The organism is Microcoleus sp. Pol12B4 (assembly GCF_036701385.1).
Taxonomy (GTDB): domain Bacteria; phylum Cyanobacteriota; class Cyanobacteriia; order Cyanobacteriales; family Microcoleaceae; genus Microcoleus.
The window spans coordinates 1-23,234 of sequence record NZ_JAUBQR010000021.1; the positions used below are offsets into that span (position 1 = coordinate 1).

Here is a 23,234-nt window from a genome sequence, read left to right on the forward strand (position 1 = left end):
GGCAGCCACGATCGAGGACTAACCACCTGCATCATTTCGTCGAGGCGTTCCGGTGAAGATAAGCGATCGATCGCTTCAGTAGTGAAAAGTTTGTTTTGTTTTACCTGCATCAGCTAGTCCTTTCGAGAGTGCGATCGCGGCTTTAAGCAGGGGTGTATTTGAAGGGGAAATTCATTGCAAGTTAATTGAGGCCCAAACAATTTCCCAACAAACGTTCAAAGCTTCCGTGCAATTACTTGAATGTTCTCACTCCTGTTTGCAGCTTGCCTGTAAAATCACTTTACGGCAATTAACCCTGGTAATACCCTAACCCGCAGTAGAGTTTTCAGCTAACAAAAAGACCAGCTTGCAGCCGATCTTCCGACGGGGGAATGACCCGAACTTTCGGCTAGGTATCGCCCGCGGCCAGTCCCTACACATTGGTCACCAGTTAAGCTAAAAACACTTTTGTCAATGAGTAGAATTACTCTAAGGTATCGAAGTAGCAACTTAAAATGTGGTGGGATTTGTCCAAGGAGGTGGGGTAAAACATTTACGACTCCTGCAAGGATTGTTATATAGTTTGATTTTTGATAAAATTACTGAACCAACCCTTGTGCAACAAAAAATTCTAGTTTGGCTTGGTGTTTCTCTAATTTATACGCAGTAAACCGGGGGCAAAAATCTTTATTTCAAAAGCTTACTCTACACTGAATATACCTTTTGTCAATTGTGGAAGTTCAATGTAATTGATGATTGGTAATTGTAGATTGGGTAGAACGAAGAGAAACCCCACATACAATTACTATTAACAGTCAAAGTCAAAAGTTAACAGTCAACAGTTAATTTTTAACTGTTGACTGTTAAACTGAATGCGTGTGCCGAACTCACTAGAAAATGCCTGAATGGCTGTTCATTCTCTCGATTTAGAACTTTTGGAGAGCTTACCCTCAAAAGGTTGAACTCCACTATTTGGATAGTTGTCATCGCTGGGGCTAAAAATCCGCACCGCTGCTTCCGAGACGTAACGCATCGCGTTTGCCAAAGATTTAGAAAGATTCATAGAATCTGCCTCTCTTGTCTGGGTTCTGATACTTTTAATATTACTCGAATTTTTGGCCAGTGGATGAGTTTAGCAATATTTATTTGAATTACTTATTGGTCTGCAACAATGAAGCAAGCTGAAGGTTTGAGACATTACGCATTATTGGACGATCGACCTTTTGCTGGTAGATTTTTCCTTGCTCAACTCAAGCACTCGCGATCGCCCTCCGACCCTCAAAAACCGGGTTGTCTCACTCTATTCAAAGGCTGCAACAAAATATTTTCGCACAAAACCCGCAACGCTTGAGTGTTTGTGGTTAATTCCTGAGTTTGTTAAAGTAAGTATTTATATTGATTTTACCATAATATTAATGTATAAATTAACCTAAATCAGGTGTTAAAGGGCATAATCAGCGAATTTTTCCGACAATATCTGGAATCTTTATCAAAATTTTATAGAAAGATATGGTATTATTCACTATAATTAAAAAAAAGAAGTTTGTCCGGGGTTTTTCTTATGGAAACTGCGACAGAAAGCCTGCAGCTCACAGGTTTTGAAGAAATATTAGAAGACCGGGAACTGACGGTTTCTTCAGCAGATTACAGCCTTTTGACCGATCTCTACCAGCTAACGATGGCCGCTTGTTACGTTGGGGAAGGACTCGATGGGCGGGCCGCGAGTTTTGAATTATTCGCGCGCAGGCTGCCAGAGGGTTTTGGCTACGCGATCGCGATGGGTTTGGCGCAAGTTATCGATTATTTGGAAAAATTTCGGTTTTCGCCGGCGCAAATTGAGGCTTTGCAGTCCACTGGAATTTTTGCCGGTGCAGGAGAGCGATTTTGGACTTTACTCGCCACAGCCCGCTTTACTGGCGATGTTTGGGCGGTGCCGGAGGGGACGGCGGTGTTTGCCAACGAGCCTCTGCTGCGAATTGAGGCTCCTCTGTGGCAGGCTCAGTTAGTGGAAACTTATTTATTGAATGCCATAAATTATCAAACTTTGATTGCGACGCGGGCAGCGCGGCTGCGGGATGCGGCGGGCCCGGAGGCTAAGTTGCTGGAATTCGGGACGCGCAGGGCTTTTGGGCCTCAAGCTGCTGTTTGGGCGGCTAGGGCGGCCCTGGCTGCGGGGTTTGATGGAACTTCTAATGTTTTGGCTGCTTTGAAGTTGGGCCGCAAGCCTGTCGGTACGATCGCCCATGCTTTGGTAATGGCTGTTGCTGCCCTCGAAGGCAGCGAGAATCAGGCGTTTGCAGCTTTTCACCGCTATTTTCCGGGGGCGCCGCTGCTGATCGATACTTATGATACTGTGGCGGCGGCGCGGATGTTGGCCGATCGAGTAAACAGCGGTGAAATGCAGTTGGAAGGCGTGCGCCTGGATTCGGGCGATTTGGCGGTGCTGTCGCGGGAAGTTCGATCGATCCTTCCGGGCGTTCCAATTTTTGCTAGCGGCGATTTGGACGATCGAGAAATTGCTAAATTAAAAAGTAGCGGTGCTTGCATTGACGGTTACGGTTTGGGAACGAAGTTGGTCAGCGGTTCCCCTGTGAACGGTGTTTATAAGTTGGTGGAAATTGACGGAATTCCGGTGATGAAAGAGGCAAGCGGCAAGGTAACATATCCAGGAAGAAAGCAAATTTTTAGACATATTGAAAATGGGCAAATTCTCGGAGATTGTTTGGGATTGTCAGCAGAAACTCTTCACAATTGCGATTCTTACTTACCATTAATGGAGTTGGTTGTCAAGGATGGGAAACGAGTGCAGAAGCCGGAAAGTTTGGACGATATCGCGAAACGAACTGCTGCTTCTGTCGCCAGTCTTCGACCCGAAACTCGTCAACTTGACAACCCAATTTCGCCGTCAGTGGAAATTTCTACAGATTTGCAGAGTCTCACCCAAAAAACGAAAAAGAGTCAGTAGTCATAAATCAACGCCGTCAACAGTCAACAGTCAACCGTCAACAGTCAACAGTCAACAATTCCCCATTAACTATTAACAATATTACCGATTCCCTATGCAGAAGATTGCTCTTTTTGGAACCAGTGCCGATCCGCCCACAGCAGGACACAAAACAATTCTGAGTTGGCTTTCCCAACATTTTGATTGGGTAGCAGTTTGGGCATCGGACAATCCTTTTAAGTCACACCAAACTTCTCTAGAACACCGATCGGCAATGCTGCTGTTAATAATTCAAGAAATTAATTCTCCGAGACACAATCTTTGCTTGCATCCAGAACTCAGTAGTCCGAGGACGGTGGAAACTGTGGAACAAGCAAGATTGCTGTGGCCGGATGCAGATTTGACGTTGGTAATAGGTTCGGACTTGGTGGGGCAACTGTCTCGCTGGTACCAATTTGAACAATTGTTAAAACAAGTGGAGTTGCTGATAGTACCGCGACCGGGTTATCCGTCAGAACAATTAGATTTGTGGCAGTTGAGGCGCATGGGTGCAGACGTGGCGATCGCATCTTTGAGTGCTCCCAATGTTTCTTCTACTTCCTATCGGGAAACAGGAGACAGGGAAGCTCTGACTCCGACCATCGAAGATTACATCAATAGGGAGCATTTGTACGCATGGCACGAGGCACGAAAAAGGGCGAAGGTTGCTCATTAGCGGACTTTAAAGTAGGAGTAGATAATGTGATTTTCTCCGTCGATGCCGTGCAGAACCGTTTGTTGGTACTGTTGGTAATGCGGCAAGACGAACCGTTTATCGATTCTTGGAGTCTTCCTGGTACTTTGGTGCGCGAGGGAGAGTCTCTTGAAAATGCGGCTTACCGGATTTTGTCTGAGAAAATCCGGGTAAAAAATTTGTATCTGGAGCAATTGTATACTTTCGGAGAACCGGGGCGCGATCCTCGGGAAATTACCAGGGGCGATCGTTATCTTTCGGTGAGTTATTTTGCTTTGGTTCGCTTTGAGGAAGCTGAGTTAATTGCTGGGAGTGTAGTGGCGGGTGTGGGCCACCGCGTCGGTGGCATTGCTTGGTATCCCGTGCAACAAGTTCCTAAGCTGGCCTTCGATCACAATCAAATTCTCGAATACGGATACCGGCGACTGCGTAACAAACTTGAATACAGTCCGGTAGCTTTTGAAGTTTTGCCGGAGCTTTTTACTTTGAGCGATTTGTATCAGCTTTATACAACTATTTTGGGGGAAAATTTTTCTGATTATTCTAATTTTAGATCTCGATTGTTAAAATTGGGTTTTTTGTGCGATACCGGTGTTAAGGTTTCGCGGGGGGCTGGCCGCCCTGCTAGTTTGTACCGCTTTGATGCGGTCGCTTTTGCTCCTTTCAAAAATAAGCCACTGGTGTTTATCTAGCTGTTTCTTGGATGACATTCGGGGATCAATTTAGTAACATTAGAATAGAAGCTATTAAGGAGTGCAGACTATGAAAGACCCTGATGAATGCGCTAATATTCACGAAGTTCGGGAGGAAATTGATATCATCGATCGAGAAGTGATCGACGCTTTGAGCAAGAGATTTAAATACGTCGTCGCGGCAGCAAGGTTCAAAACGAGTGAAGCTGGCGTTAGAGCGCCCGATCGCTTTCATGCTATGTTACAGCAGCGGCGCGAGTGGGCTTTAGAATCAGGTTTGAATCCTGATGTGGTTGAAAATATTTACCGGGATTTGGTAAATTATTATATTGAGGAAGAGTTGAAACATTTCAAATCTGAGTAAGGTTTCTATACATTCAAATCTAGAACTATAGGAAAGTGAGTCCGCGCGGGCGGACTGTTAGCAATATTTATGAGGTGATTTGGTGATATGAAAATTGCGATCGCACAACTCAATCCTACTATTGGTGATATCTTGGGCAACTCCCATCTAATTCTGGAGGCTGCGAAAAAAGCTGAGGTTGAGGGCGCAAACTTATTGCTAACACCGGAACTTTCCCTGATCGGTTATCCGCCGCGCGATTTGTTAATTAATCCGAGTTTCATTGCAGATGCAGGTGCACAGTTGCAGCAACTGGCGCAAGCTTTGCCACAAAAGTTGGCAGTTATAGTAGGCACTGCCGTACCTAATGCTAAGGCTGTTAAACTCGGTGGAAAATCATTGTTTAACAGCGCTGTTTTGTTGCAAAATGGCGTTGTCAAACAAGTTTTTCATAAACGCTTGTTGCCTACTTATGATGTATTTGATGAAGATAGATATTTTGAACCTGGAGAAAACAGCAATTACTTTTCTATTGGCGAAGTCAAAATTGGCGTGACAATTTGTGAAGATTTGTGGAACAATGAAGAGTTTTGGGGTAAACGCAGTTATGCGGGCGATCCTGTTTCCGATTTGGCAAAATTGGGTGTAGATTTAGTGGTTAATTTGTCGGCATCGCCTTACTGTGCCGGGAAGCGGGGAGTGCGCTCGGCGATGTTGCAGCACAGCGTCATCCGCTGCGCGATACCGATTATTTACGCTAATCAGGTAGGGGGAAATGACGATATTATTTTTGACGGCAGCAGTTTTGCTGTGAATCGAAAGGGTGATTTGATTCAGGTATTAGCTTCTTTTGAAACGGATTTTGCGGTGCTGGAATATGACGCCGCTAAACAAGATTTATTTGGTAGCAATCAGCCAAGTGCAGCAGGAAGTGAGGCTGCGCCGTTGAGTTTTCATCCGGCAGAAGGAGATGCAGAGATTTGGGCTGCTTTGGTTTTGGGAGTGCGAGATTATGTTCGCAAGTGCGGTTTTTCTAAGGTTGTACTCGGTTTGAGTGGGGGGATAGATTCGGCTTTGGTGGCGGCGATCGCCAGTTGCGCGATCGGGCCCGAAAATGTTCTAGGGGTGCTGATGCCTTCTCCTTATAGTTCGGATCATTCGGTTAATGATGCTTTGGAATTAGCCCGCAATCTGGGCATCGCGATCGAACTATTGCCGATCGGCGATTTAATGAAAACTTACGATCGCACTCTCGCCGATTTGTTTATCAATACAACTTTCGGGATTGCTGAGGAAAATATTCAATCGCGGATTCGAGGCAATCTGTTGATGGCAATTTCTAATAAGTTCGGACATTTGCTGCTTTCTACGGGCAATAAGTCGGAAATGGCGGTGGGTTACTGCACTCTCTACGGCGATATGAATGGGGGATTGGCGGTGATTTCTGATGTCCCAAAAACTCGCGTGTATTCGCTTTGTAGGTGGCTGAATTCTGGGAGTGAGAAGATTAAAAATCAGGCTGACTTGGGAAAGGAAATTATTCCGGTTAATATTATTACTAAGCCGCCGAGTGCTGAACTGAAACCTGGGCAAATTGACAAAGATTCTTTGCCGGATTACGATGTTTTGGATGATATCTTGCAGCGGTTTATAGAAACTCACGAATCGGCCCAACAAATTATTGCTGCAGGACACGATGAAGCCGTGGTTAAACGTGTAGTAAAATTAGTGAGGCAAGCGGAGTTTAAACGGCGGCAAGCAGCCCCTGGTTTGAAAATTAGCGATCGAGCTTTTGGTACCGGTTGGCGGATGCCGATCGCCAAATCTTCATTCTATTAAACGCATCATTAAACGCAAAATGGTTAACATCGACGGTACTTTCGGCTTCGATTTTCTCCTGGGAACTCTCAGCAACGATACGATTAGAGGATTTGCGGGTAATGATACTGTTCAAGGTTTGGGGGGGAACGACCGGATTTTTGGCGATCGGGAAAATGATTTGCTGGCAGGAAATGAAGGCGCTGATACGCTGTCTGGCGGTCAGGGAAGCGATACAATCTATGGAGGACAAGACTCCGATTGGATTTTTGGCGATCGGGGTAACGATTTGCTAATAGGTGGCGAAGGCCGGGATATCTTGACAGGAGGGGCAGGCGATGATTTATTTGTGATTGAAAGAACCGCCGCCGCATCTACTATTACTGAAGCCGATATAATTACAGATTTTGGCAACGGCAATGATAAAATTGTCTTGACAGAAGGCATGAAGTTTAGCGATTTAGAGCTTTCTGTTGCCGACAACCAAACTATTATGAAAGATAAAAACTCTGGGAATTATTTAGGAGTTGTTTCGGGAAATTCTAATTTGACTGAATCCAACTTTATTTCGCTGTTTGGCGGAATAGATACGGGTCAGCTTTTGCCAATTTCAGTTAACACGATTATAGCCGATCGCGCGATCGGACTGGAAGTGGCGAAAACTCCCCAAGAACAAGCCACAGGTTTAATGTTTCGCACAGAATTACCGGAGGACAGAGGAATGTTTTTCCCGATCGAACCAGCGCGAAACGTGCGTTTTTGGATGAAAAACGTGTTGATTGAACTCGATATGGTTTTTCTGCGGGAAGGCGTAGTGCAGGCAATAATTCCTAACGTACCGCCGTGTTTGAGCGAAATTTGCCCCAACTACGGCCCGGATGTTCCCGTTGACGGAGTGATAGAACTAAGAGGCGGAAGGGCGGCCCAATTGGGGCTCAAAGTTGGCGATAGGATTCCCAATTTACCCTAAAAGATATATGATTTTATCGCAGCATTCAACATTTGTGCATCCAATGAATCCTATTGAATTAAAAATAATCCCTAATCAAACTCAAGACGGTTTAGCTTACCAACATTTGCGCTTGCGAATTACAACTCAAGACGGTATCATCACACCCGATGATTTACAAGGTTTGAAACTTCCTCAAGACGTTCTATTCAGCCAAGGAATTGTCATTGAAGGTAGAGGAGCAATTTGGCTGTACGGGTATTTAGTGCACGAATGTCATCCTGCAGCTTGGGTTGGATGTTACGATCCGCGATTAGAAGGTGCGGTGGTAGTAGCGACGCACAAGCATGAGGTATCTGTGGGACAGGTATTAAAATTGAGTTTACCGAGCGATTAAAACTCTCCTGAGTTTGAGGTGATAATAAATAAAAATAAAACTTCCCGTGGTGGGGGGCATCTTACCTGCGTTAGCGACACGCTAACACTAATGTTTCTATCACAAATCCAGGAGAGTCGCGATTAAATTAGAGCGTATTAAGTGAATAGTCCGAACTATTGTGTACCAGACTATCCAGCTATGAATGCCGCTCCAGAAATGCAAGTCTTGAACAGGCAGGATGTCTGTGCCACAATAATATAATTTTTGGAGAAGTCTATTCAGAAACATTAGTCGATCGCCCTACAAGCGCGCGAATCTTTTTTGTCAGAAGCTTCGGGCGATCGAACACTCGTGAATTTACCAAATTTGCAATTTTAGTGTGAGGACTTATGACTATTACTCGCGTCTCTGTAGACTCAGCAGGCAATCAGGCAAACGGCTTCTCCAGCGCTTACTCCATCTCAGCCAACGGGCGGTTTGTGGCGTTTCAATCTCAGGCATCCAACCTCGTGCCGGGAGACACCAACAATAAAAACGACATCTTCGTGCGGGACTTGTTAACCAATACTACCACCCGCATCTCTTTAGACTCAGCAGGCACTCAGGGAAACAACGACTCCTCCAATCCCTCAATCTCAGCCGACGGGCGGTTTGTGGCGTTTACATCTTTTTCCAACCTAGTGCCGGAGGATACTAACAATCGCGACGACATCTTTGTGCGGGACTTGTTAACCAATACCACCACCCGCGTCTCTGTTGACTCAGCAGGGAATCCGGGGAACAGCGACTCCAACAATTCCGCCATCTCAGCCGACGGGCGGTTTGTGGCGTTTCAATCTTATGCCTCCAACCTAGTGCCGGGAGACACTAACAATCGGTTCGACATCTTCGTGCGGGACTTGTCAACCAATGCCACCACCCGCGCCTCTGTAGACTCAGCAGGCACTCAGGGTAACAGCGACTCCCTCACCCCCTCCATCTCAGCCGACGGGCGGTTTGTGGCGTTTACTTCTTATGCCTCCAACCGATTGGGAGAGACGAACAATCGCGACGACATCTTCGTGCGGGACTTGTTAACCAATACCACCACCCGCGTCTCTGTAGACTCAGCAGGCAATCCGGGGAACAGCGACTCCTCCAGTCCCTCCATCTCAGCCGACGGGCGGTTTGTGGCGTTTGAATCTCAGGCATCCAACCTAGTGCCGGGAGACACTAACAATTTTTTTAACCAAGCTAAGATCTTCGTGCGGGACTTGTCAACTAATACTACCACCCGCGTCTCTGTAAACTCAGCAGGCATTCAGGGGGACGAAAACTCCTTCAACCCCTCCATCTCAGCCGACGGGCGGTTTGTGGCGTTTACTTCTGCTGCATCCAACCTCGTGCCGGGAGACACTAACAATAAACAGGACATCTTCGTGCGGGACTTGTCAACCAATACTATCACCCGCGTCTCTGTAGATTCAGCAGGTGATCGGGGGCAGTATGACGAGGCGTTATTTCAGCCCTCCATCTCCGCCGACGGGCGGTTTGTGGCGTTTGCATCTGGTGCATCCAACTTCGTGCCGGGGGATACCAACAATACCACCGACATCTTTGTTGCTGACACTCCCAACACTTCAGGCGGCATCAATAACCCTCCTGATAACAACATCAACGGCACTCCCGGCAACGACAAGCTGACAGGCACTCCCGGCAGCGACACCATCAACGGTTTGGCAGGCGATGACGTGCTGACTGGTTTGCGGGGCAACGATATCATCAATGGTGGCGACGGCAGCGATAACCTGTCTGGGGGAAAAGGTTTTGACACCCTCAACGGCGGTTTGGGAAACGATAATCTTGGCGGTGGCGCGGGCAACGATGTATTTGTTTTAGGTACGGGATTGGGAATTGATACCATCTCTGATTTCGGCAACTCTCAAGATACCATTCAATTAATCAACGGCTTGACCTTCGGACAGCTATCAATTTCCCCTGGAACCAACGGCACATTAATTAGAGTAGCCAGCAGCGGTGAAGTTTTAGCTGCTTTGACAGGCGTTGCTCCCAATTTCATTGGCCCAGAAGATTTCGTGTCTGTTTAGATATCTGCAGATGCTCAATTGTCTGCTGTGTCCTTTCACCGAATATCTCACCTTTACTCAAAGAACACGATCGGGAATTACGCACTCCGACAGAGAAACCGAGTTTTTTACCGAATCTGCAGGTCACAACGCAGTATTTTCGTAAAAAACCCGGTTTCTGAACCCCCATACACCAGCCCTAGCAAAAAATGGTTTGACGCGCAATATACTGTTGTTGGCTTTTAGTTATTAATTATGGCAAATTACAGAACTGTATTGTTGTTCAATAGTCTAACTTTAGTGCTAGTTGGGTTAGTGACGGCGTGTCTGATTTTGTTCGGTTCTTCAGTAAAAGGGTTATTTTTGCCGCCTTGCTCTGCCACTTATCCGGGTGCAGGTTTCTTTTTTTTGGCGTTTCAAATGTTATTTTATTTATCGGTAATGGTGTGCGCTTTTACCTTTGGATTGCTGAGAATTATTCAACCAGAGCGCCCAGAAAATCGATTTATTTTATATTCGGCACTGTTTGTAGGTTGCTTTCTGTTCAATGAAGTTTTTCGCACCCACGTTCATCTGGGACGTGCGGGTTTCCCGAAAGTGACAATTGTCATATTTTACGCCGTGCTGGCAATTGCATACGGATTAGCTTTTCGGAGACAAATTCGCTCGACTCCCTATCCTTTAATGCTGAGTGGCGTTGGTTTGTTATTTGTTGCCTTTTTTGCAGAAGCGCTGCCTTTAAAAAACGAAATAATTTCGAGCTTGCTGGAGGGAATACCGAAGCTGTTGAGCGGAATTAATATTGCACTTTATTTTTGGTTCTTGTGTCACGGTTTGATAGTGCGATCGCTCAATTTGTCCAAATAAAATTATATTCAGAATACTTGCTTCACTTCCTGGGAACACCAGGACATTTTATTTGTTAGTAATTACGCTCATTAACCCGGTTTCTACGAGGAATAAGAGGTTGATGAGCGAATCACCTATTTACAAAAGATTGAGCATCAAAACAAAAAGTATCGCTGCGCCATTGGCAAAACTGTTGCCGGTTCGCAAGTTAACAATTCCCCATCCGCCCTGACTTCATAAGTTTCTGGATCGACTTCCATTTGTGGCAAATAATCGTTGAGTTTCATGTCTCTTTTGCTAATTTGTCGCGTCCCGGAAACTGCTACAGTGGGCTTTTGCAAACCGAGCTGTGCGGCAATACCTCGATCGCGCGCAGCTTGGGAAACGAACGTCAGACAAGTCGCCCCAATCGCCCCGCCAAAACTGCCAAACATCGGCCTCATATGCACTGGTTGTGGCGTCGGAATGCTGGCGTTAGCATCTCCCATCTGCCCATAGGCGATCGCCCCTCCTTTAATTACCAGTTCCGGTTTCACCCCAAAAAAAGCCGGCCGCCACAAACATAAATCCGCCAATTTTCCCTCTTCCACCGAACCCACATACTGACTAATTCCGTGAGTAATCGCCGGATTAATGGTATATTTCGCAATGTACCGCTTTACCCTAAAATTATCATTAATTCCCTCTGTTTCTCCCGCTTGGTTAGGGGGAGTTAGGGGGGGTAAATTCCCCCGCTGCACTTTCATCTTATGTGCCGTTTGCCAAGTCCGAATAATCACCTCTCCAACTCTTCCCATCGCCTGAGAATCAGAAGAAATCATACTAAACGCACCTAAATCGTGGAGAATATCCTCAGCAGCAATAGTTTCCCTTCTAATTCTCGATTCAGCAAAAGCCACATCTTCAGGAATGCCTCGATCCAAATGGTGGCAAACCATCAACATATCTAAATGTTCTTCTAAAGTATTGACAGTGTAAGGGCGAGTCGGGTTAGTTGACGAAGGCAAAACATTAGCTTGTCCGCACACTTTAATAATATCCGGTGCGTGTCCGCCGCCAGCACCTTCGGTGTGGTAAGTGTGAATAGCCCGATTTTTAAATGCGGCAATTGTGGCTTCTACAAATCCCGCTTCATTGAGAGTGTCGGTGTGAATTGCAACTTGCACGTCGTACTCTTCAGCGACACTCAAACAAGTGTCGATCGTTGCTGGTGTAGTTCCCCAATCTTCGTGGAGTTTCAAACCCATTGCACCGGCAAAAATTTGTTCGACTAATCCTTGAGGTTGACTGCTATTTCCTTTACCTAAAAATCCTAGATTTATCGGGAAAGCGTCGGCTGCTTGCAGCATTCTGTACATATGCCAAGGCCCGGGAGTGCAAGTAGTCGCGTTTGTACCCGTTGCAGGGCCAGTGCCGCCGCCGATCATTGTAGTGATGCCGGAGGCGATCGCCACTTCTATTTGCTGCGGGCAAATAAAGTGAATGTGAGTGTCAATTCCCCCGGCGGTGAGAATCATTCCTTCACCGGCAATTACTTCAGTACCAGGCCCGATAATAATATCTACCCTATCTTGAATATAAGGATTTCCGGCTTTACCAATTTTGTAAATTTTGCCGTCTTTAATGCCGACATCTGCTTTAACAATTCCCCACCAGTCTAATATTAAAGCATTAGTAATTACAGTGTCAACAGCGCCATCTGCATTAGAAATAGGCGACTGTCCCATGCCATCGCGAATGACTTTGCCACCGCCAAATTTAACTTCATCCCCGTAGGTTGTGAAGTCTTTTTCAACTTCTATGAATAATTCTGTATCGGCTAACCGGACGCGATCGCCCACAGTCGGCCCGAAGGTTTCCGCGTAGGCGCGACGATCCATTCTGTAACTCATGCTCGCTCCTAATATTAATAAATTTTTAGTTAGCAGTTGAGACCCACTTGAATTATAGTATGTGACGAGTTCCTCAATCGGAAACAGTAAAAAAAATACAACATTAGGCAAGCTTTAAAACCCCGATAGTCATCAATTCTTGCCAATCGCAAATCTAAAATGCTATGAAGGGACAAATTTAGTCCAGCATTTTCTGGATTTCCATTTTCAAAATCTCCACATCCACCGTCATATCGATGCCAATTAAACTCCAATCTTCCGCTACATTGTTGTCATCAACCATACGAGAGTATTCTAATCCCAATAGCTGGCAAATGTAATAGAAATATGGCGGAGTGTAGCCTCCATAAAAGCATTCCAATACTTTCGTTCCCGGCTGACACCACAGCAAATTTGTAAAACCAGCCCCGTGAGGGCCGACAACCACCGCCGCTTCTGCAAACAGACAAATTTGTTCATCAACAGTGCGCGAGATATCTTCCAAAATTTCAAAATCAAATTCTTTCAAAACCTCTCGCACTTGTACTTCATTTTTAACCTTGCGCCGGCCGCTTCTAGACAGATAAAGTTTTCTATAAGGCTTTACCTTTTCCTTAAGACAGAATTTTTCCCGCAAAAGCTCTATATCGTAAGGACTGGGAAAATACCAGTCTTGATTGTTTCCCACCACCAGACTTTCTGCATGATATCCCGTATCTCTAGCCCGAGTGTCAATTAGTGAACTTTCAGGAATACCGAGTTTGGTCATAAAGCCCAACTCAAAATCTGTATGTCGTAAAGGATAACAAATTTTGGCTTCTTGCCAAATTTCCTTACCTAAAGCCTCCTCAATTCGACAAAGTTTAGCCAGCACAAAAATGATAAAATCATAATAACTGCACCACAAATGCGACCAAGGAGCAACTACCAGCGGATAGGTAATTTTATTAGGTTTGTAAGGCCATTCGAGAATGCCCGCACCGCTAATCCGAAAATCCAAGTCTAAAAGCAACTTGTTATTCACCAGCGTGTTGCCCGACGTACAAATAGTTAGAGAATTTATTTTTTGATTCAGGGAAATCTTCCACACATAATCTGGGTCAAAAGACACGGTTTTTTCCGTGGCAAAAAACCGAGAAGGCACTTTGTTTACCGAGGTTAATGCGGGTATGTTGATAGGTTGGTGCTGCTTTTTATAAACGATGCTGTCATCTAACAGTTTGATGCTGGTGCGTCTGTCTAACGGGGTTCTCCAGACACGCCTTGATGTTTCCAGCAAGCTCTGCTTCAATGCCTGTTTTATCTGGTCAACTAATTTTGGGTTCATCACGCACTTTTGCTGTATATTCTTGCAGTTTTAATAACCACGCTATATCCCAAACAGCAGATTGTAACTAGCTCAAAAGTCTGAGATTGAACTAACAAAAAAAAGGCAGAAGAAACTTATACAGAAGGCAGAGAAAAAGTTGTGATATGGCTTTGTCACTCTTCAGGCATAGGGCTAGAAGTGATACCATTTTCGATTTGGGATTGGGATGGCTGATCACTCTCATAGTGTGGAGAGGACCTACCGTTGCATTCTTTTTTTAAACTGCTTTGACTTTTAAGTTAAAAAGTTTCAAATTAAAAGCTCAATCGTGAACTACCTTCTGGCTTCATACTTCAGCATCCAGATGACCGTTAACTTTTCCATTAAAGCCGTAGACTTGACGACTACCAACAAACGGCACTAATTGAACTTCCCTTTCATCTCCTGGTTCAAACCTGACTGCTGTACCTGCGGGGATATCCAACCGCATTCCTTTTGCTTGTTGTCGATTAAATTCTAAGGCTTCGTTTGCCTCATAAAAGTGATAGTGTGAACCAATTTGGATGGGTCGATCTCCTTTATTTCCTACCAGCAATCGCACCGTTGGGCGCTCGGCATTTAATTCTATTTCACCTGCTGAAACAATCATTTCTCCTGGAATCATTTTTTCCTCCTCTGAGTCTCTGTGGTTGATTTTTTAACGGATCGGATCGTGCACTGTTACCAACTTAGTTCCGTCGGGGAAAGTCGCCTCAACCTGGACTTCATGCACCATTTCTGGTATCCCTTCCATCACATCTTCCCGCGTCAGGAGAGTTGTTCCATAACTCATTAAATCAGCGACGGTAAGGCCATCTCTGGCTCCTTCTAAAATGGCGGCGGAAATGTAAGCTAGTGCTTCTGGATAGTTTAATTTTAAACCTCTTTGTTTCCGGCGCTCTGCTACCAGGGCGGCGGTGAAAATCAGCAGTTTGTCTTTTTCTTGGGGGGTGAGTTGCATTTTTATTCTTGTAAGTGCGATCGCATTATTTGGTTATGATATCGTTTGCGGTTGTTTCTGAATGATTAAACCGCAAAGGGCGCAGAGGGCGCAGAGGAAGAGAAGAGAGAGATGAATAATCTAGTTAGGAGGGCAACTCTACATTGAAACTCAAAGATCATCCTATTTTATCCAAACTCTGGGCAAACAGCAAGGGCGTTCTGAAAAAGATAAGCGCAGCAAGTGCCAAATGCTGACGAACCAGTCTCTCGCTGCGGTGGTGGATGTACCGCGATATCGGCACAGCAAACCGTTAGGAATACGAGTCACGCCTACGGTGGAATTACCAGGATAAATTGTTGCCTCAGATGGCAAATTTCGCACTTTTTCCACGAACTCTGTGGTGACTGGTTCGCCTACCCAAGCGAGGGTGGCGACTACCGGTTTTCCTCCGAGCCCGTGAGGACTTTCGAGCATTTTTTCTCCACCTTTGAGCAATTGTCTGTCAATCCATAAAGGGCTGTTTTGTTGCCAGACTTCGGTGTGCGAACGCCATTCTCCAGACAAGAACTTTTCGCCCCTAGCACTGCGTCCAAATCGGGTAATTTCCCACAGTAAAATCCTCGCTGTTGATGCTAATTCTACCCGCAAATTTTGCCGATATATTGCGCCGTCAAAAACTATTGTTTCCTGTGGCAGCCATTCTAAAATAGCACCGGTATCTAACTGAATGTCAATATTTTGTTGTGATTCTAGTCCGTTGCTGCGATAGATTTTACCAGCGGCGGCCGTGGTAATCAAGGCTTTGGCGTTTGGTTGGAGGTGAAAATGGCTGGAAAGTCGATCGCCCCCAACCACTCCCCCAGCCGTGTGCAAGATGACGGTGTGGCAAATCTCTTTACCTTCAGGATAAAACGGGCGCTGCACCTTCATTGGTGCTTGCATTTGATTATGAATGATTTGAGTTGCACCGCTGCGGTTAGCGTAGGCTAAATCTAGGCGGCCGTGCCATCCAGTTTGGATGTTATTTGTAGGTGTATCAGTCGATGTTTGAATCACAGATTTTTATAATTAAGTTTTTGAAAATTTACTTTTTAAAGAATTTTCTGATTAATTTGCCTCTTTTTATAAATTCATTTTTTTGCCAAAATTACATAGTCATCAAGCCCATAATGCGGATCGTAAGGTAATTTAAAGTGTTGGCGGAAAAGTGGACTTATGAATTTTTGTACTGGTAGATTTTCTCTAGCAAACTTTCCAAAGTTAGGATGGGATGTCCTGCTGCCGATTGAACTTAAATATTTATACCAAATTAAGTTTAAGCCCAGCTCATTAACAAATTTTTGTACTACACTTAACTCCTGTTGGCAATCCTCAACTCGACGAACATTGTATGGCATTAGCAACTTTTTATCTTGAATAATTAGCAAAACGTAACCCGAATCGCTCAGGCTATTTGTAAATACATCCTTGTAAATTTGAAATGATTTTTCTCTTATCTCCTCATCGTTAAAAAAACAGTGACAAATCACAATAAAATCAAAAAATTTTTTCGGCAGTGTTTTAGATTGATTGGCCCTGTCAAAGATACTAGAAGTGTCAAAGCGAAAGTAAGCATTCATCGCCTGGGGTTCCATGTACTGCCGCCAAAACTGGAGTCCGCGATATTGAAAAGCTTTTTGCTGTTCCAGAGAGTAGTAGGATATGTGCATTGGCGGCATTGAAAAAAAATCGCTACTGCTTTGCAGCAACAAACCGAGTCCGTAAGCAACAGTACCCGGCCCCGCCGCTATATCAAGGATATTAACTTTAGTTGGTAATAATCCAGCCTTGTAAATCAGGAACCAAGCTAGATATGTACAATAGACGTTATCGAGGAAATACCTCATTAAATAGATGTGAGGACTTAGTTCAAAACTGTATTGAGGATCTTGCCCTTCTTTCAGCCTTTGTATGTCCTCAACAGCTTCTTGAAGTAAAGAATCAACATTTGTTTTTTGACGGCTCAAGTTATTAATTTCGTTCTTAATGAAGCCAGCCAAATGTTTTTCAAAATCAGTAAATACCTTGTCATCAATGCCAGTGCATTGAATCATACTTTCATCGCAGTCTATCAATTTGAAAGATTTTGAAATATATTCAATAAACTTTGGGTGGGGAAACAAGGTTAATTCATCAATCCGACCCAGCGAATCGTCAAGCTGCCCGAAGCTTAGTTGCATTTCTAATTCTTCTAAATGGCGATCGGCTTCTTTGATGCGGTCATTTTTTTTCTGCAATAACTTCTCAAGCTGTACCCGCTCTTTAAATAGCTTCTGCTGCCATGAGAGTTTTGCCCCGGAATTTTCTATTTGTTTTAACAGTTGTTTGGCAACTCGATTATTTTGACTTTTAACGGCTTCGTTAAACTTATGGGAACGCCACCAATTGACTAGCGGATTACTCATAGCCAAATCCTTCTTTACCTTCCATAATCTCTACTCCCGGAAGCATCGCAATTAATTTGTTTTTAAACTTGCGATAACTCTGTTGTTCGCTATTGTACCACCAAGCGTACTTTTGTTTAAGAGCTAATGCTTCCGCTCGCGTTGACGCAATGAGCGATCGATCGTTGCTGGCATGAAAATCCTGAATCACCACCCGATCTACAACTTCCAGCTTGCTAATAAAATTAGCTTCATCTTCGGGTAAGGTAGGGAGTAGTGGCGTCAGAGTTATAGAAAATCTGACTTCGCAATTTTCTTGGTAAGGAAAGCTGTATTTCAGTTTCGCAATAGCTTTGAGTCTTGCAAGAATACTCGGCGATTTAGGCTCAAAATCTTTCCTCACTTTTTCGCTACCCGTGGGAATACTCATGTTAATTCGCAAGCGCTGAAATTGCTGTAAAATATCGATATCTCTAGTTATCATAGGACTGCGAGTTTGGATCACTAATGTCGGTTGATAGGGAATCATCACTTCTAACAAGTGTCTAGTTAGTTGTTCTTTAGATTCAATGGGCTGATATGGATCAGTGACACTACTCATGTAAATGCTAGGTGCTCGACCGGGTTGTTTTTTGTACCATTTTTGCAGCTCTTTATTTAGAAGTTCCGCTGCATTTTGCTTAATGATTACCCAATTTCCCCAATCCTGCCGCATCTCTGAATTAGGGCTAAAAGCAGCAGCATAACAATAGCTGCATCCATACTGACAACCCCGGTAGGGATTTAGCGTAAAATCGTAAGCATTGATAAATCCAGTAGCTTTGTTAAGCACTGACTGTGCATTTTGTGCATACACTTTGGCACTGCCAAAGTTTTCTCGGAGTAAAACGGTGTGTTTTTCGGCGGAATATCCCTCATACTTAGACTTGACCATGATTGAACCTGCTACCGTATTAAAATCGCAAACGTTTAGGAATGAGAAAGGCGATCGCGCTTCGATATTACTACTTTACCGCACTAAACAACTGTTAGTAAAGGAGTGGAGGATTACTCTAATTTATAACATTTTATTAATGAGCCAACAAGTCAACTTTATAAACTTCATGCTAAGCTCGATCGCGAATGTAATGCAGCTTACGGAGTTACTGACAGCGACGATATTTTAGGAAAAGTGCTGGAATTAAACCTAGAACTGGCAGAAAAAGAAAAACGGGGAGAACCCGTAGTTGGGCCTTGTGTCCCAACTAACTAAAAATACTAATCGCTGTTACCATAATTTTTGTAAATCTGGGTATAATCACATAAATAGTTGATATAGATCACAAACACTCTACTCTAAAAACAGAGATACTAGGGGAAGAGTTGAGTTTTGAGTTAAAAATTTCAAAATTCACTATTAATAAACACTCAAAACAGTTTTCCGCCTTCAGCATAAGTGCATTCTGCTTTTATTCGCTCAATTACTCCTAATTTGTTTGGGAGGAACTTCCCATGTTATTATTTACCCACAGTCATTCCAAAAATAGCAAGGTAGAGCAAAAGCACTATGCTCAAAAACATTTGTTACCGACTTCAACTATTAATCTAACTGGGCTAAAGGCAGAATGCAACCATTTGCGGATAGGCCAAAAAATTAGCTATGGCTATGCTTTAGCTATCGGCATAGCGATTTTGGGGACTGGTGCGGGACTGAGATTGGGAGACTACTTTCGCAAGCAAGCTTTAGTTCAGGTGAATGTTGCTGGGCAGCAGCAGCAACTGCTGCAAAATTTGCAAAATACCGTATTTGAAACCCGATCGCACGCGGCGAGATTGCCAGTCGTTTTGGGAAACACTGTGGCGCTGAAATACGAAAAAGATCGATTTTTTGGGCAAATCCATCAGGCGAAAATCTTGATTTCAGAAATTGAATCTTTCGCACGAGAACATCCCGATAGACTAGCAACAGAAGAGGCAGCATTGCAGGATCTATTGAAGAAATCTGCCCTCGTCATTGATTACTACGGTAAGCTAATTAAATTGCAGTTAAAAGAAGCGGATGTTTGGAACTTGCCACCCAATAGCATTGAGTCCGCACAGCTACAAATGTTGAGGACTAGCAGCGGCCAAGAGGCGATCGTACTAGATCACCTTGCTCAAAGTTTAACTGACCTAATTTCTACCGTAGAAATTCACAAACAGCAAGGAATCCAAGCATTAGAAGAAGCTGGAAGTTTGCGAAACCGAATTATTCTCGGAAGTATGCTAATTTCAGCACTCATCGCCGCCACCCTAGCGGAGAAAACCAGCCGCGCGATCGCCCAATCCCTCGAAACTCTTACTAATGTCGCTCAGCAAGTCGCTCGCGAATCGAATTTTAACCTCCAAGTACCAGTCACAACAGACGACGAAATCGGAGTTTTAGGGGCCTCTTTCAATCAATTGATTCAGCGAGTTAACGAGTATACAAAAGAACTCAAACAAACTCAATCCCTCTTAATTCAGACCGAAAAAATGTCATCTCTCGGTCAAATGGTTGCAGGGATAGCCCACGAAATCAACAATCCTGTCAACTTCATCGGGGGCAATATTGACTATGCCAACCAATACATCGAAGATTTGGCAGGTTTGGTAACTCTCTATCAAGAATATTATCCCAATCCACCAGATGCTATTCTAGAGCGCATCGAAGACATTGAACTCGAATTTCTCAGAGAAGATTTGCCAAAAACCCTCTCTTCGATGAAAATGGGAGCCGATCGCATTCGCGAAATTGTCGTATCCATGCGGAATTTTTCGCGATCGGACGACGGAAAAATGAAATTAGCCGACATTCACGAAGGAATTGATAGCACCCTCGTAATTCTCAATCATCGGCTCAAACAAGGTATCCAAGTTATTAAACAATACGGCAAGTTGCCTGCGGTTGAGTGCTATCCCGCGCAACTGAATCAAGTATTTATGAATATTATTTGCAATGCAATAGATGCGCTGGAGGAAGTGAAAAAAGCAGACAAAGGCTATTCGCCAACGATTTGGATTAGCACGGAAATTACAGCCGACAATACTGTCACCGTCAAGATTAGGGATAACGGGCCGGGAATTGCCTCCGCCAGCGCCCAACAGATATTTGACCCATTTTTCACAACAAAGTCGATCGGCAAAGGTACTGGATTGGGATTGGCTATTTCCTATCAAATCCTTGCCAAGCATCACGGCAAAATTGAGGTAAATTCTCAAATAGGACAAGGCACGGAATTTGTGATTACTTTGCCAGTTGCTGCTTAATATCACGCGGGGCGATCGGGATGAACATAAAAAATCGGTTCCGACTGTCGCAGAATTCCCCAAACCAGCCGATTTGCTCAACCAGTTGAAGACCCGACGTAAAAAGTCGGGGGCGAACTGGGCAGATATAGAGAGAGGCGCTTTTGGACATAGTAGAAAATTATTAGCGCGAAAAATGAACGGATAACAGAACTCTTGGTGACAAGAAATCTGAAACCGTTGAATCACAAATCATTGAAGTGGATGGGGGCGGAGGGACTTGAACCCACACGACCGTTTCGGGTCAACGGATTTTAAGTCCGTAGCGTCTACCATTCCGCCACGCCCCCCTTTGGTCAAGCTGCTGTGGTTTTGAGCCACTAAGAGCAACAGCCTTTTATTCTACAGCCAAAACCCCAATTTACGCAACCCCTAATCAAAAAATTCCCAAAAGTCGCGCTGGATCTCCGCAAGCGGTACAATAGTTAACCAGCTAACGGAGCGTGTCAACCGACTTACCCGTGTTATTATTCCCCTAAAGCAAATCTATGTATATTACCTTACTGCTTTACGCCGTCTTGGCAGGAGCCTACCTCCTAGTAGTACCCGCGGCCACCTACGCTTACCTGAACAGTCGCTGGTACGTCGCTACCTCTTTTGAGCGCGGCTTCATGTACTTCTTGATGTTCTTCTTCTTCCCAGGTATGTTTCTCCTAGCTCCATTTTTGAATTTTCGGCCCAAACGGCGGCAGATAGAAGCCTAAATGCGACGTATTGACGTAATTGGAATCAGTGTCGGCTTTTTTGTAGCAGGTGGGTTTGTCTACTTGCTACTGCAATTTGCCGGACTCGACAGCATGAATGCAGGGATTTGGAGTCAGTTATTTTTGGTCGCCGGCTTGATTGGCTGGCTGGTGACTTATTTATTTCGAGCAGTGACTCAAAATATGACCTACAGCCAGCAATTGCAAGACTACAAAGAAGCTGTCTTGCAGAAGCAGCTAGATGCACTCACTCCTGAAGAATTAGCCAAACTTCAAGCCGAAATTGAGCAGGAAAAAGATAATTAGTCAATAGTCATTAGTTCTCAGTTATTAGTTATTAGTGAGCTATTAGTGATTAGCAATAAACTCTGAACTAATGACTGGGGAATAACAACTCATCAATAGTAATATTGACTGCTAATTTAATGACTGATGATTGAGATCACGTTCCCTAAAATAAGCGCGATAGGTTTGTAGTGAGGACTTCAGTCCGAGGGAGTTTTATGAGGAATGAAGTCCTCACTACAAACAAATTTAATTGCGCTCGATCGAGGGGACATCCTATGATGACTGATAACCAATGACTGATGACTAATAACTAATGACTATTTCTAATTGTTTTGAAACGTTGCGAAAAAGCAACCAATGTGCATTGATTCCTTTTATTACTGCTGGCGACCCAGACTTGGAGACAACGGCTAAAGCACTGCAAATTTTGGATGATAACGGTGCAGATGCGATCGAGCTTGGCGTTCCCTATTCTGACCCGCTAGCTGACGGGCCGGTGATTCAAGCCGCTGCTACAAGGGCTCTACAGCGGGGAACGCGGTTAGATGCGGTGCTGGAAATGGTAGCGAAAGTTAGTCCGAATTTGCGATCGCCCATCATTCTCTTCACATACTACAACCCGATTTTGTACCGAGGTATAGAAACGTTCTTGCAGCAAATCAAAAGTGCTGGAGTTCAGGGATTGGTTGTACCAGACTTGCCCTTAGAAGAAGCAGACAGTCTCATCCAGCCTGCCAACAAATTAGGAATTGAACTAACATTATTAGTTGCTCCGACAAGCCCCAAAAGTCGCATAGAAGCGATCGCTCGTCAGTCTCAAGGATTTATTTACTTAGTCAGTGTGACGGGGGTTACGGGAGTACGCGAAGGCTTAGAAACTAGAGCAAAAGAGTTGCTGCAAGAACTCCGCACCGTCACCGACAAACCCATTGGCGTCGGGTTTGGTATATCGCAACCCGAACACGCTCGCCAAGTGAAAGAATGGGGTGCAGATGCTGCGATTGTTGGCAGTGCTTTTGTCAAACGCTTGGCTGAAGGAACTCCAGAACAGGGTTTAGAGGCGATAGGCGAATTCTGCAAGAGTCTAAAAACAGCGATTCAAAATGCTTAGCAACTGTGCAGATACTTTCAGCCATTAGACAGATGTGTGCGATCGGGATGTGTCGCCACAATTGCGATTAAAGACCTTGTTGTACTTGAGATCATACACCACCTTCCTTCTAGTTCCTGACTAGAAGGTTTTTTTTGAACCCAACACGCACAACATTTCAACATAGTGCGCGCATGGAGAACCAAACAGCTATCTAGGGAAACGACTTTGCCTTGTCCGGTGCGGGGTGCTGCGACTTTTAATAATTGGTACAAGATTGAGGATGATTCATTCCTTCTTCCTGATTGCTGATTTCTATCCGCTCGTAAAGCCGAAGAGCCTTCTTCGTTCTTCGTTCTTCGTTATTCGTTCTTCGTTCTTATTTCTGCCTTCTTCCTTCTGCCTTCTACTATAACTTGAGGAATGTAACTTGGGATAGATGAAAAGCTACGGTTTCTATTCGTATACTTAAAAAGTGTTTAAGTGCCTAATTTGGTAAGGCTAGACAT

General features: G+C 44.5%; 22 protein-coding genes and 1 tRNA gene. 14 read left to right on the plus strand and 9 right to left on the minus strand.

What is annotated here, in order from left to right; all coding sequences use genetic code 11:
• Positions 1-892: 892 nt before the first annotated feature.
• Positions 893-1,042, minus strand: a complete 150-nt coding sequence (locus QUA38_RS05010; protein WP_333049849.1) for an isochorismate synthase — start codon at positions 1,040-1,042, stop codon at positions 893-895.
• A 108-nt stretch (positions 1,043-1,150) separates the two neighbouring features.
• Between QUA38_RS05010 and QUA38_RS05015 the strand changes: the two genes are divergently transcribed.
• The 10 genes from QUA38_RS05015 to QUA38_RS05060 all read left to right on the plus strand — a co-directional run bounded on the left by QUA38_RS05015 (position 1,151) and on the right by QUA38_RS05060 (position 10,770).
• The gene (locus QUA38_RS05015; protein ID WP_333159745.1) at positions 1,151-1,330 is read left to right on the plus strand and encodes a hypothetical protein; all 180 of its coding nucleotides are present in this window, start codon (positions 1,151-1,153) and stop codon (positions 1,328-1,330) included.
• A 210-nt stretch (positions 1,331-1,540) separates the two neighbouring features.
• Positions 1,541-2,944 (plus strand): nicotinate phosphoribosyltransferase, encoded by a 1,404-nt coding sequence (locus QUA38_RS05020; protein ID WP_333159747.1) that lies wholly within the window; start codon positions 1,541-1,543, stop codon positions 2,942-2,944.
• Positions 2,945-3,038: 94 nt separating this feature from the next.
• Positions 3,039-3,638, plus strand: a complete 600-nt coding sequence (locus QUA38_RS05025; RefSeq protein ID WP_333159749.1) for a nicotinate-nucleotide adenylyltransferase — start codon at positions 3,039-3,041, stop codon at positions 3,636-3,638.
• Positions 3,599-4,348, plus strand: a complete 750-nt coding sequence (locus QUA38_RS05030; RefSeq protein WP_333159751.1) for an NrtR DNA-binding winged helix domain-containing protein — start codon at positions 3,599-3,601, stop codon at positions 4,346-4,348. Before QUA38_RS05025 ends, QUA38_RS05030 begins: the two co-directional genes overlap by 40 nt.
• Positions 4,349-4,418: 70 nt before the next feature.
• Positions 4,419-4,712 carry an isochorismate lyase gene (locus QUA38_RS05035; RefSeq protein WP_333159752.1) on the plus strand — a complete coding sequence of 98 codons (294 nt, stop codon included), beginning with the start codon at positions 4,419-4,421 and terminating at the stop codon, positions 4,710-4,712.
• Between the two features lie 87 nt (positions 4,713-4,799).
• The gene (locus QUA38_RS05040; RefSeq protein ID WP_333159754.1) at positions 4,800-6,530 is read left to right on the plus strand and encodes an NAD+ synthase; all 1,731 of its coding nucleotides are present in this window, start codon (positions 4,800-4,802) and stop codon (positions 6,528-6,530) included.
• Between the two features lie 19 nt (positions 6,531-6,549).
• Positions 6,550-7,479 (plus strand): DUF192 domain-containing protein, encoded by a 930-nt coding sequence (locus QUA38_RS05045; protein ID WP_333159756.1) that lies wholly within the window; start codon positions 6,550-6,552, stop codon positions 7,477-7,479.
• Positions 7,480-7,522: 43 nt separating this feature from the next.
• Positions 7,523-7,855, plus strand: coding sequence for a CRISPR-associated ring nuclease Crn3/Csx3 (gene crn3 / locus QUA38_RS05050; protein ID WP_333159759.1), 333 nt, complete (start codon positions 7,523-7,525; stop codon positions 7,853-7,855).
• A 371-nt stretch (positions 7,856-8,226) separates the two neighbouring features.
• Positions 8,227-9,924 carry a calcium-binding protein gene (locus QUA38_RS05055; RefSeq protein ID WP_333159761.1) on the plus strand — a complete coding sequence of 566 codons (1,698 nt, stop codon included), beginning with the start codon at positions 8,227-8,229 and terminating at the stop codon, positions 9,922-9,924.
• A 234-nt stretch (positions 9,925-10,158) separates the two neighbouring features.
• Complete coding sequence (locus tag QUA38_RS05060; RefSeq protein WP_333159763.1) at positions 10,159-10,770, plus strand: hypothetical protein; 612 nt, start codon at positions 10,159-10,161, stop codon at positions 10,768-10,770.
• A gap of 137 nt (positions 10,771-10,907) precedes the next feature.
• Here the strand turns inward: QUA38_RS05060 and ureC are convergent, their stop codons facing one another.
• The 7 genes from ureC to QUA38_RS05095 all read right to left on the minus strand — a co-directional run bounded on the left by ureC (position 10,908) and on the right by QUA38_RS05095 (position 18,271).
• Complete coding sequence (gene ureC / locus QUA38_RS05065) at positions 10,908-12,644, minus strand: urease subunit alpha (protein ID WP_333159765.1); 1,737 nt, start codon at positions 12,642-12,644, stop codon at positions 10,908-10,910.
• 178 nt (positions 12,645-12,822) lie between these two features.
• Positions 12,823-13,950 (minus strand): glycosyltransferase family 61 protein, encoded by a 1,128-nt coding sequence (locus QUA38_RS05070; RefSeq protein ID WP_333159766.1) that lies wholly within the window; start codon positions 13,948-13,950, stop codon positions 12,823-12,825.
• A gap of 328 nt (positions 13,951-14,278) precedes the next feature.
• Positions 14,279-14,596: an urease subunit beta gene (locus QUA38_RS05075; protein WP_333159768.1), complete on the minus strand. Its 318-nt coding sequence runs from the start codon at positions 14,594-14,596 to the stop codon at positions 14,279-14,281.
• A gap of 33 nt (positions 14,597-14,629) precedes the next feature.
• Positions 14,630-14,932 carry an urease subunit gamma gene (gene ureA, locus QUA38_RS05080; RefSeq protein WP_015179363.1) on the minus strand — a complete coding sequence of 101 codons (303 nt, stop codon included), beginning with the start codon at positions 14,930-14,932 and terminating at the stop codon, positions 14,630-14,632.
• A 162-nt stretch (positions 14,933-15,094) separates the two neighbouring features.
• Entirely contained in the window at positions 15,095-15,970 is an 876-nt protein-coding gene (locus QUA38_RS05085) for an urease accessory protein UreD (RefSeq protein ID WP_333159770.1), read from the minus strand.
• A gap of 74 nt (positions 15,971-16,044) precedes the next feature.
• Positions 16,045-17,190 (minus strand): photosystem II assembly protein, encoded by a 1,146-nt coding sequence (locus QUA38_RS05090; protein WP_333159771.1) that lies wholly within the window; start codon positions 17,188-17,190, stop codon positions 16,045-16,047.
• A gap of 160 nt (positions 17,191-17,350) precedes the next feature.
• The gene (locus QUA38_RS05095) at positions 17,351-18,271 is read right to left on the minus strand and encodes a radical SAM protein (protein ID WP_333159773.1); all 921 of its coding nucleotides are present in this window, start codon (positions 18,269-18,271) and stop codon (positions 17,351-17,353) included.
• Between the two features lie 557 nt (positions 18,272-18,828).
• Here QUA38_RS05095 and QUA38_RS05100 point away from each other — a divergent pair.
• The gene (locus tag QUA38_RS05100; RefSeq protein WP_333159775.1) at positions 18,829-20,604 is read left to right on the plus strand and encodes an ATP-binding protein; all 1,776 of its coding nucleotides are present in this window, start codon (positions 18,829-18,831) and stop codon (positions 20,602-20,604) included.
• Positions 20,605-20,848: 244 nt separating this feature from the next.
• Here QUA38_RS05100 and QUA38_RS05105 read toward each other — a convergent pair.
• Positions 20,849-20,933 (minus strand) — tRNA-Leu (locus QUA38_RS05105).
• A gap of 198 nt (positions 20,934-21,131) precedes the next feature.
• Here QUA38_RS05105 and ndhL point away from each other — a divergent pair.
• From ndhL to trpA, 3 genes are all read left to right on the plus strand, one after another.
• Positions 21,132-21,347 (plus strand): NAD(P)H-quinone oxidoreductase subunit L, encoded by a 216-nt coding sequence (ndhL, locus tag QUA38_RS05110; protein WP_193972727.1) that lies wholly within the window; start codon positions 21,132-21,134, stop codon positions 21,345-21,347.
• Positions 21,348-21,653 carry a DUF3007 family protein gene (locus QUA38_RS05115; protein WP_333159777.1) on the plus strand — a complete coding sequence of 102 codons (306 nt, stop codon included), beginning with the start codon at positions 21,348-21,350 and terminating at the stop codon, positions 21,651-21,653.
• A gap of 295 nt (positions 21,654-21,948) precedes the next feature.
• Complete coding sequence (gene trpA, locus QUA38_RS05120) at positions 21,949-22,746, plus strand: tryptophan synthase subunit alpha (protein WP_333159779.1); 798 nt, start codon at positions 21,949-21,951, stop codon at positions 22,744-22,746.
• Positions 22,747-23,234 lie beyond the last annotated feature (488 nt).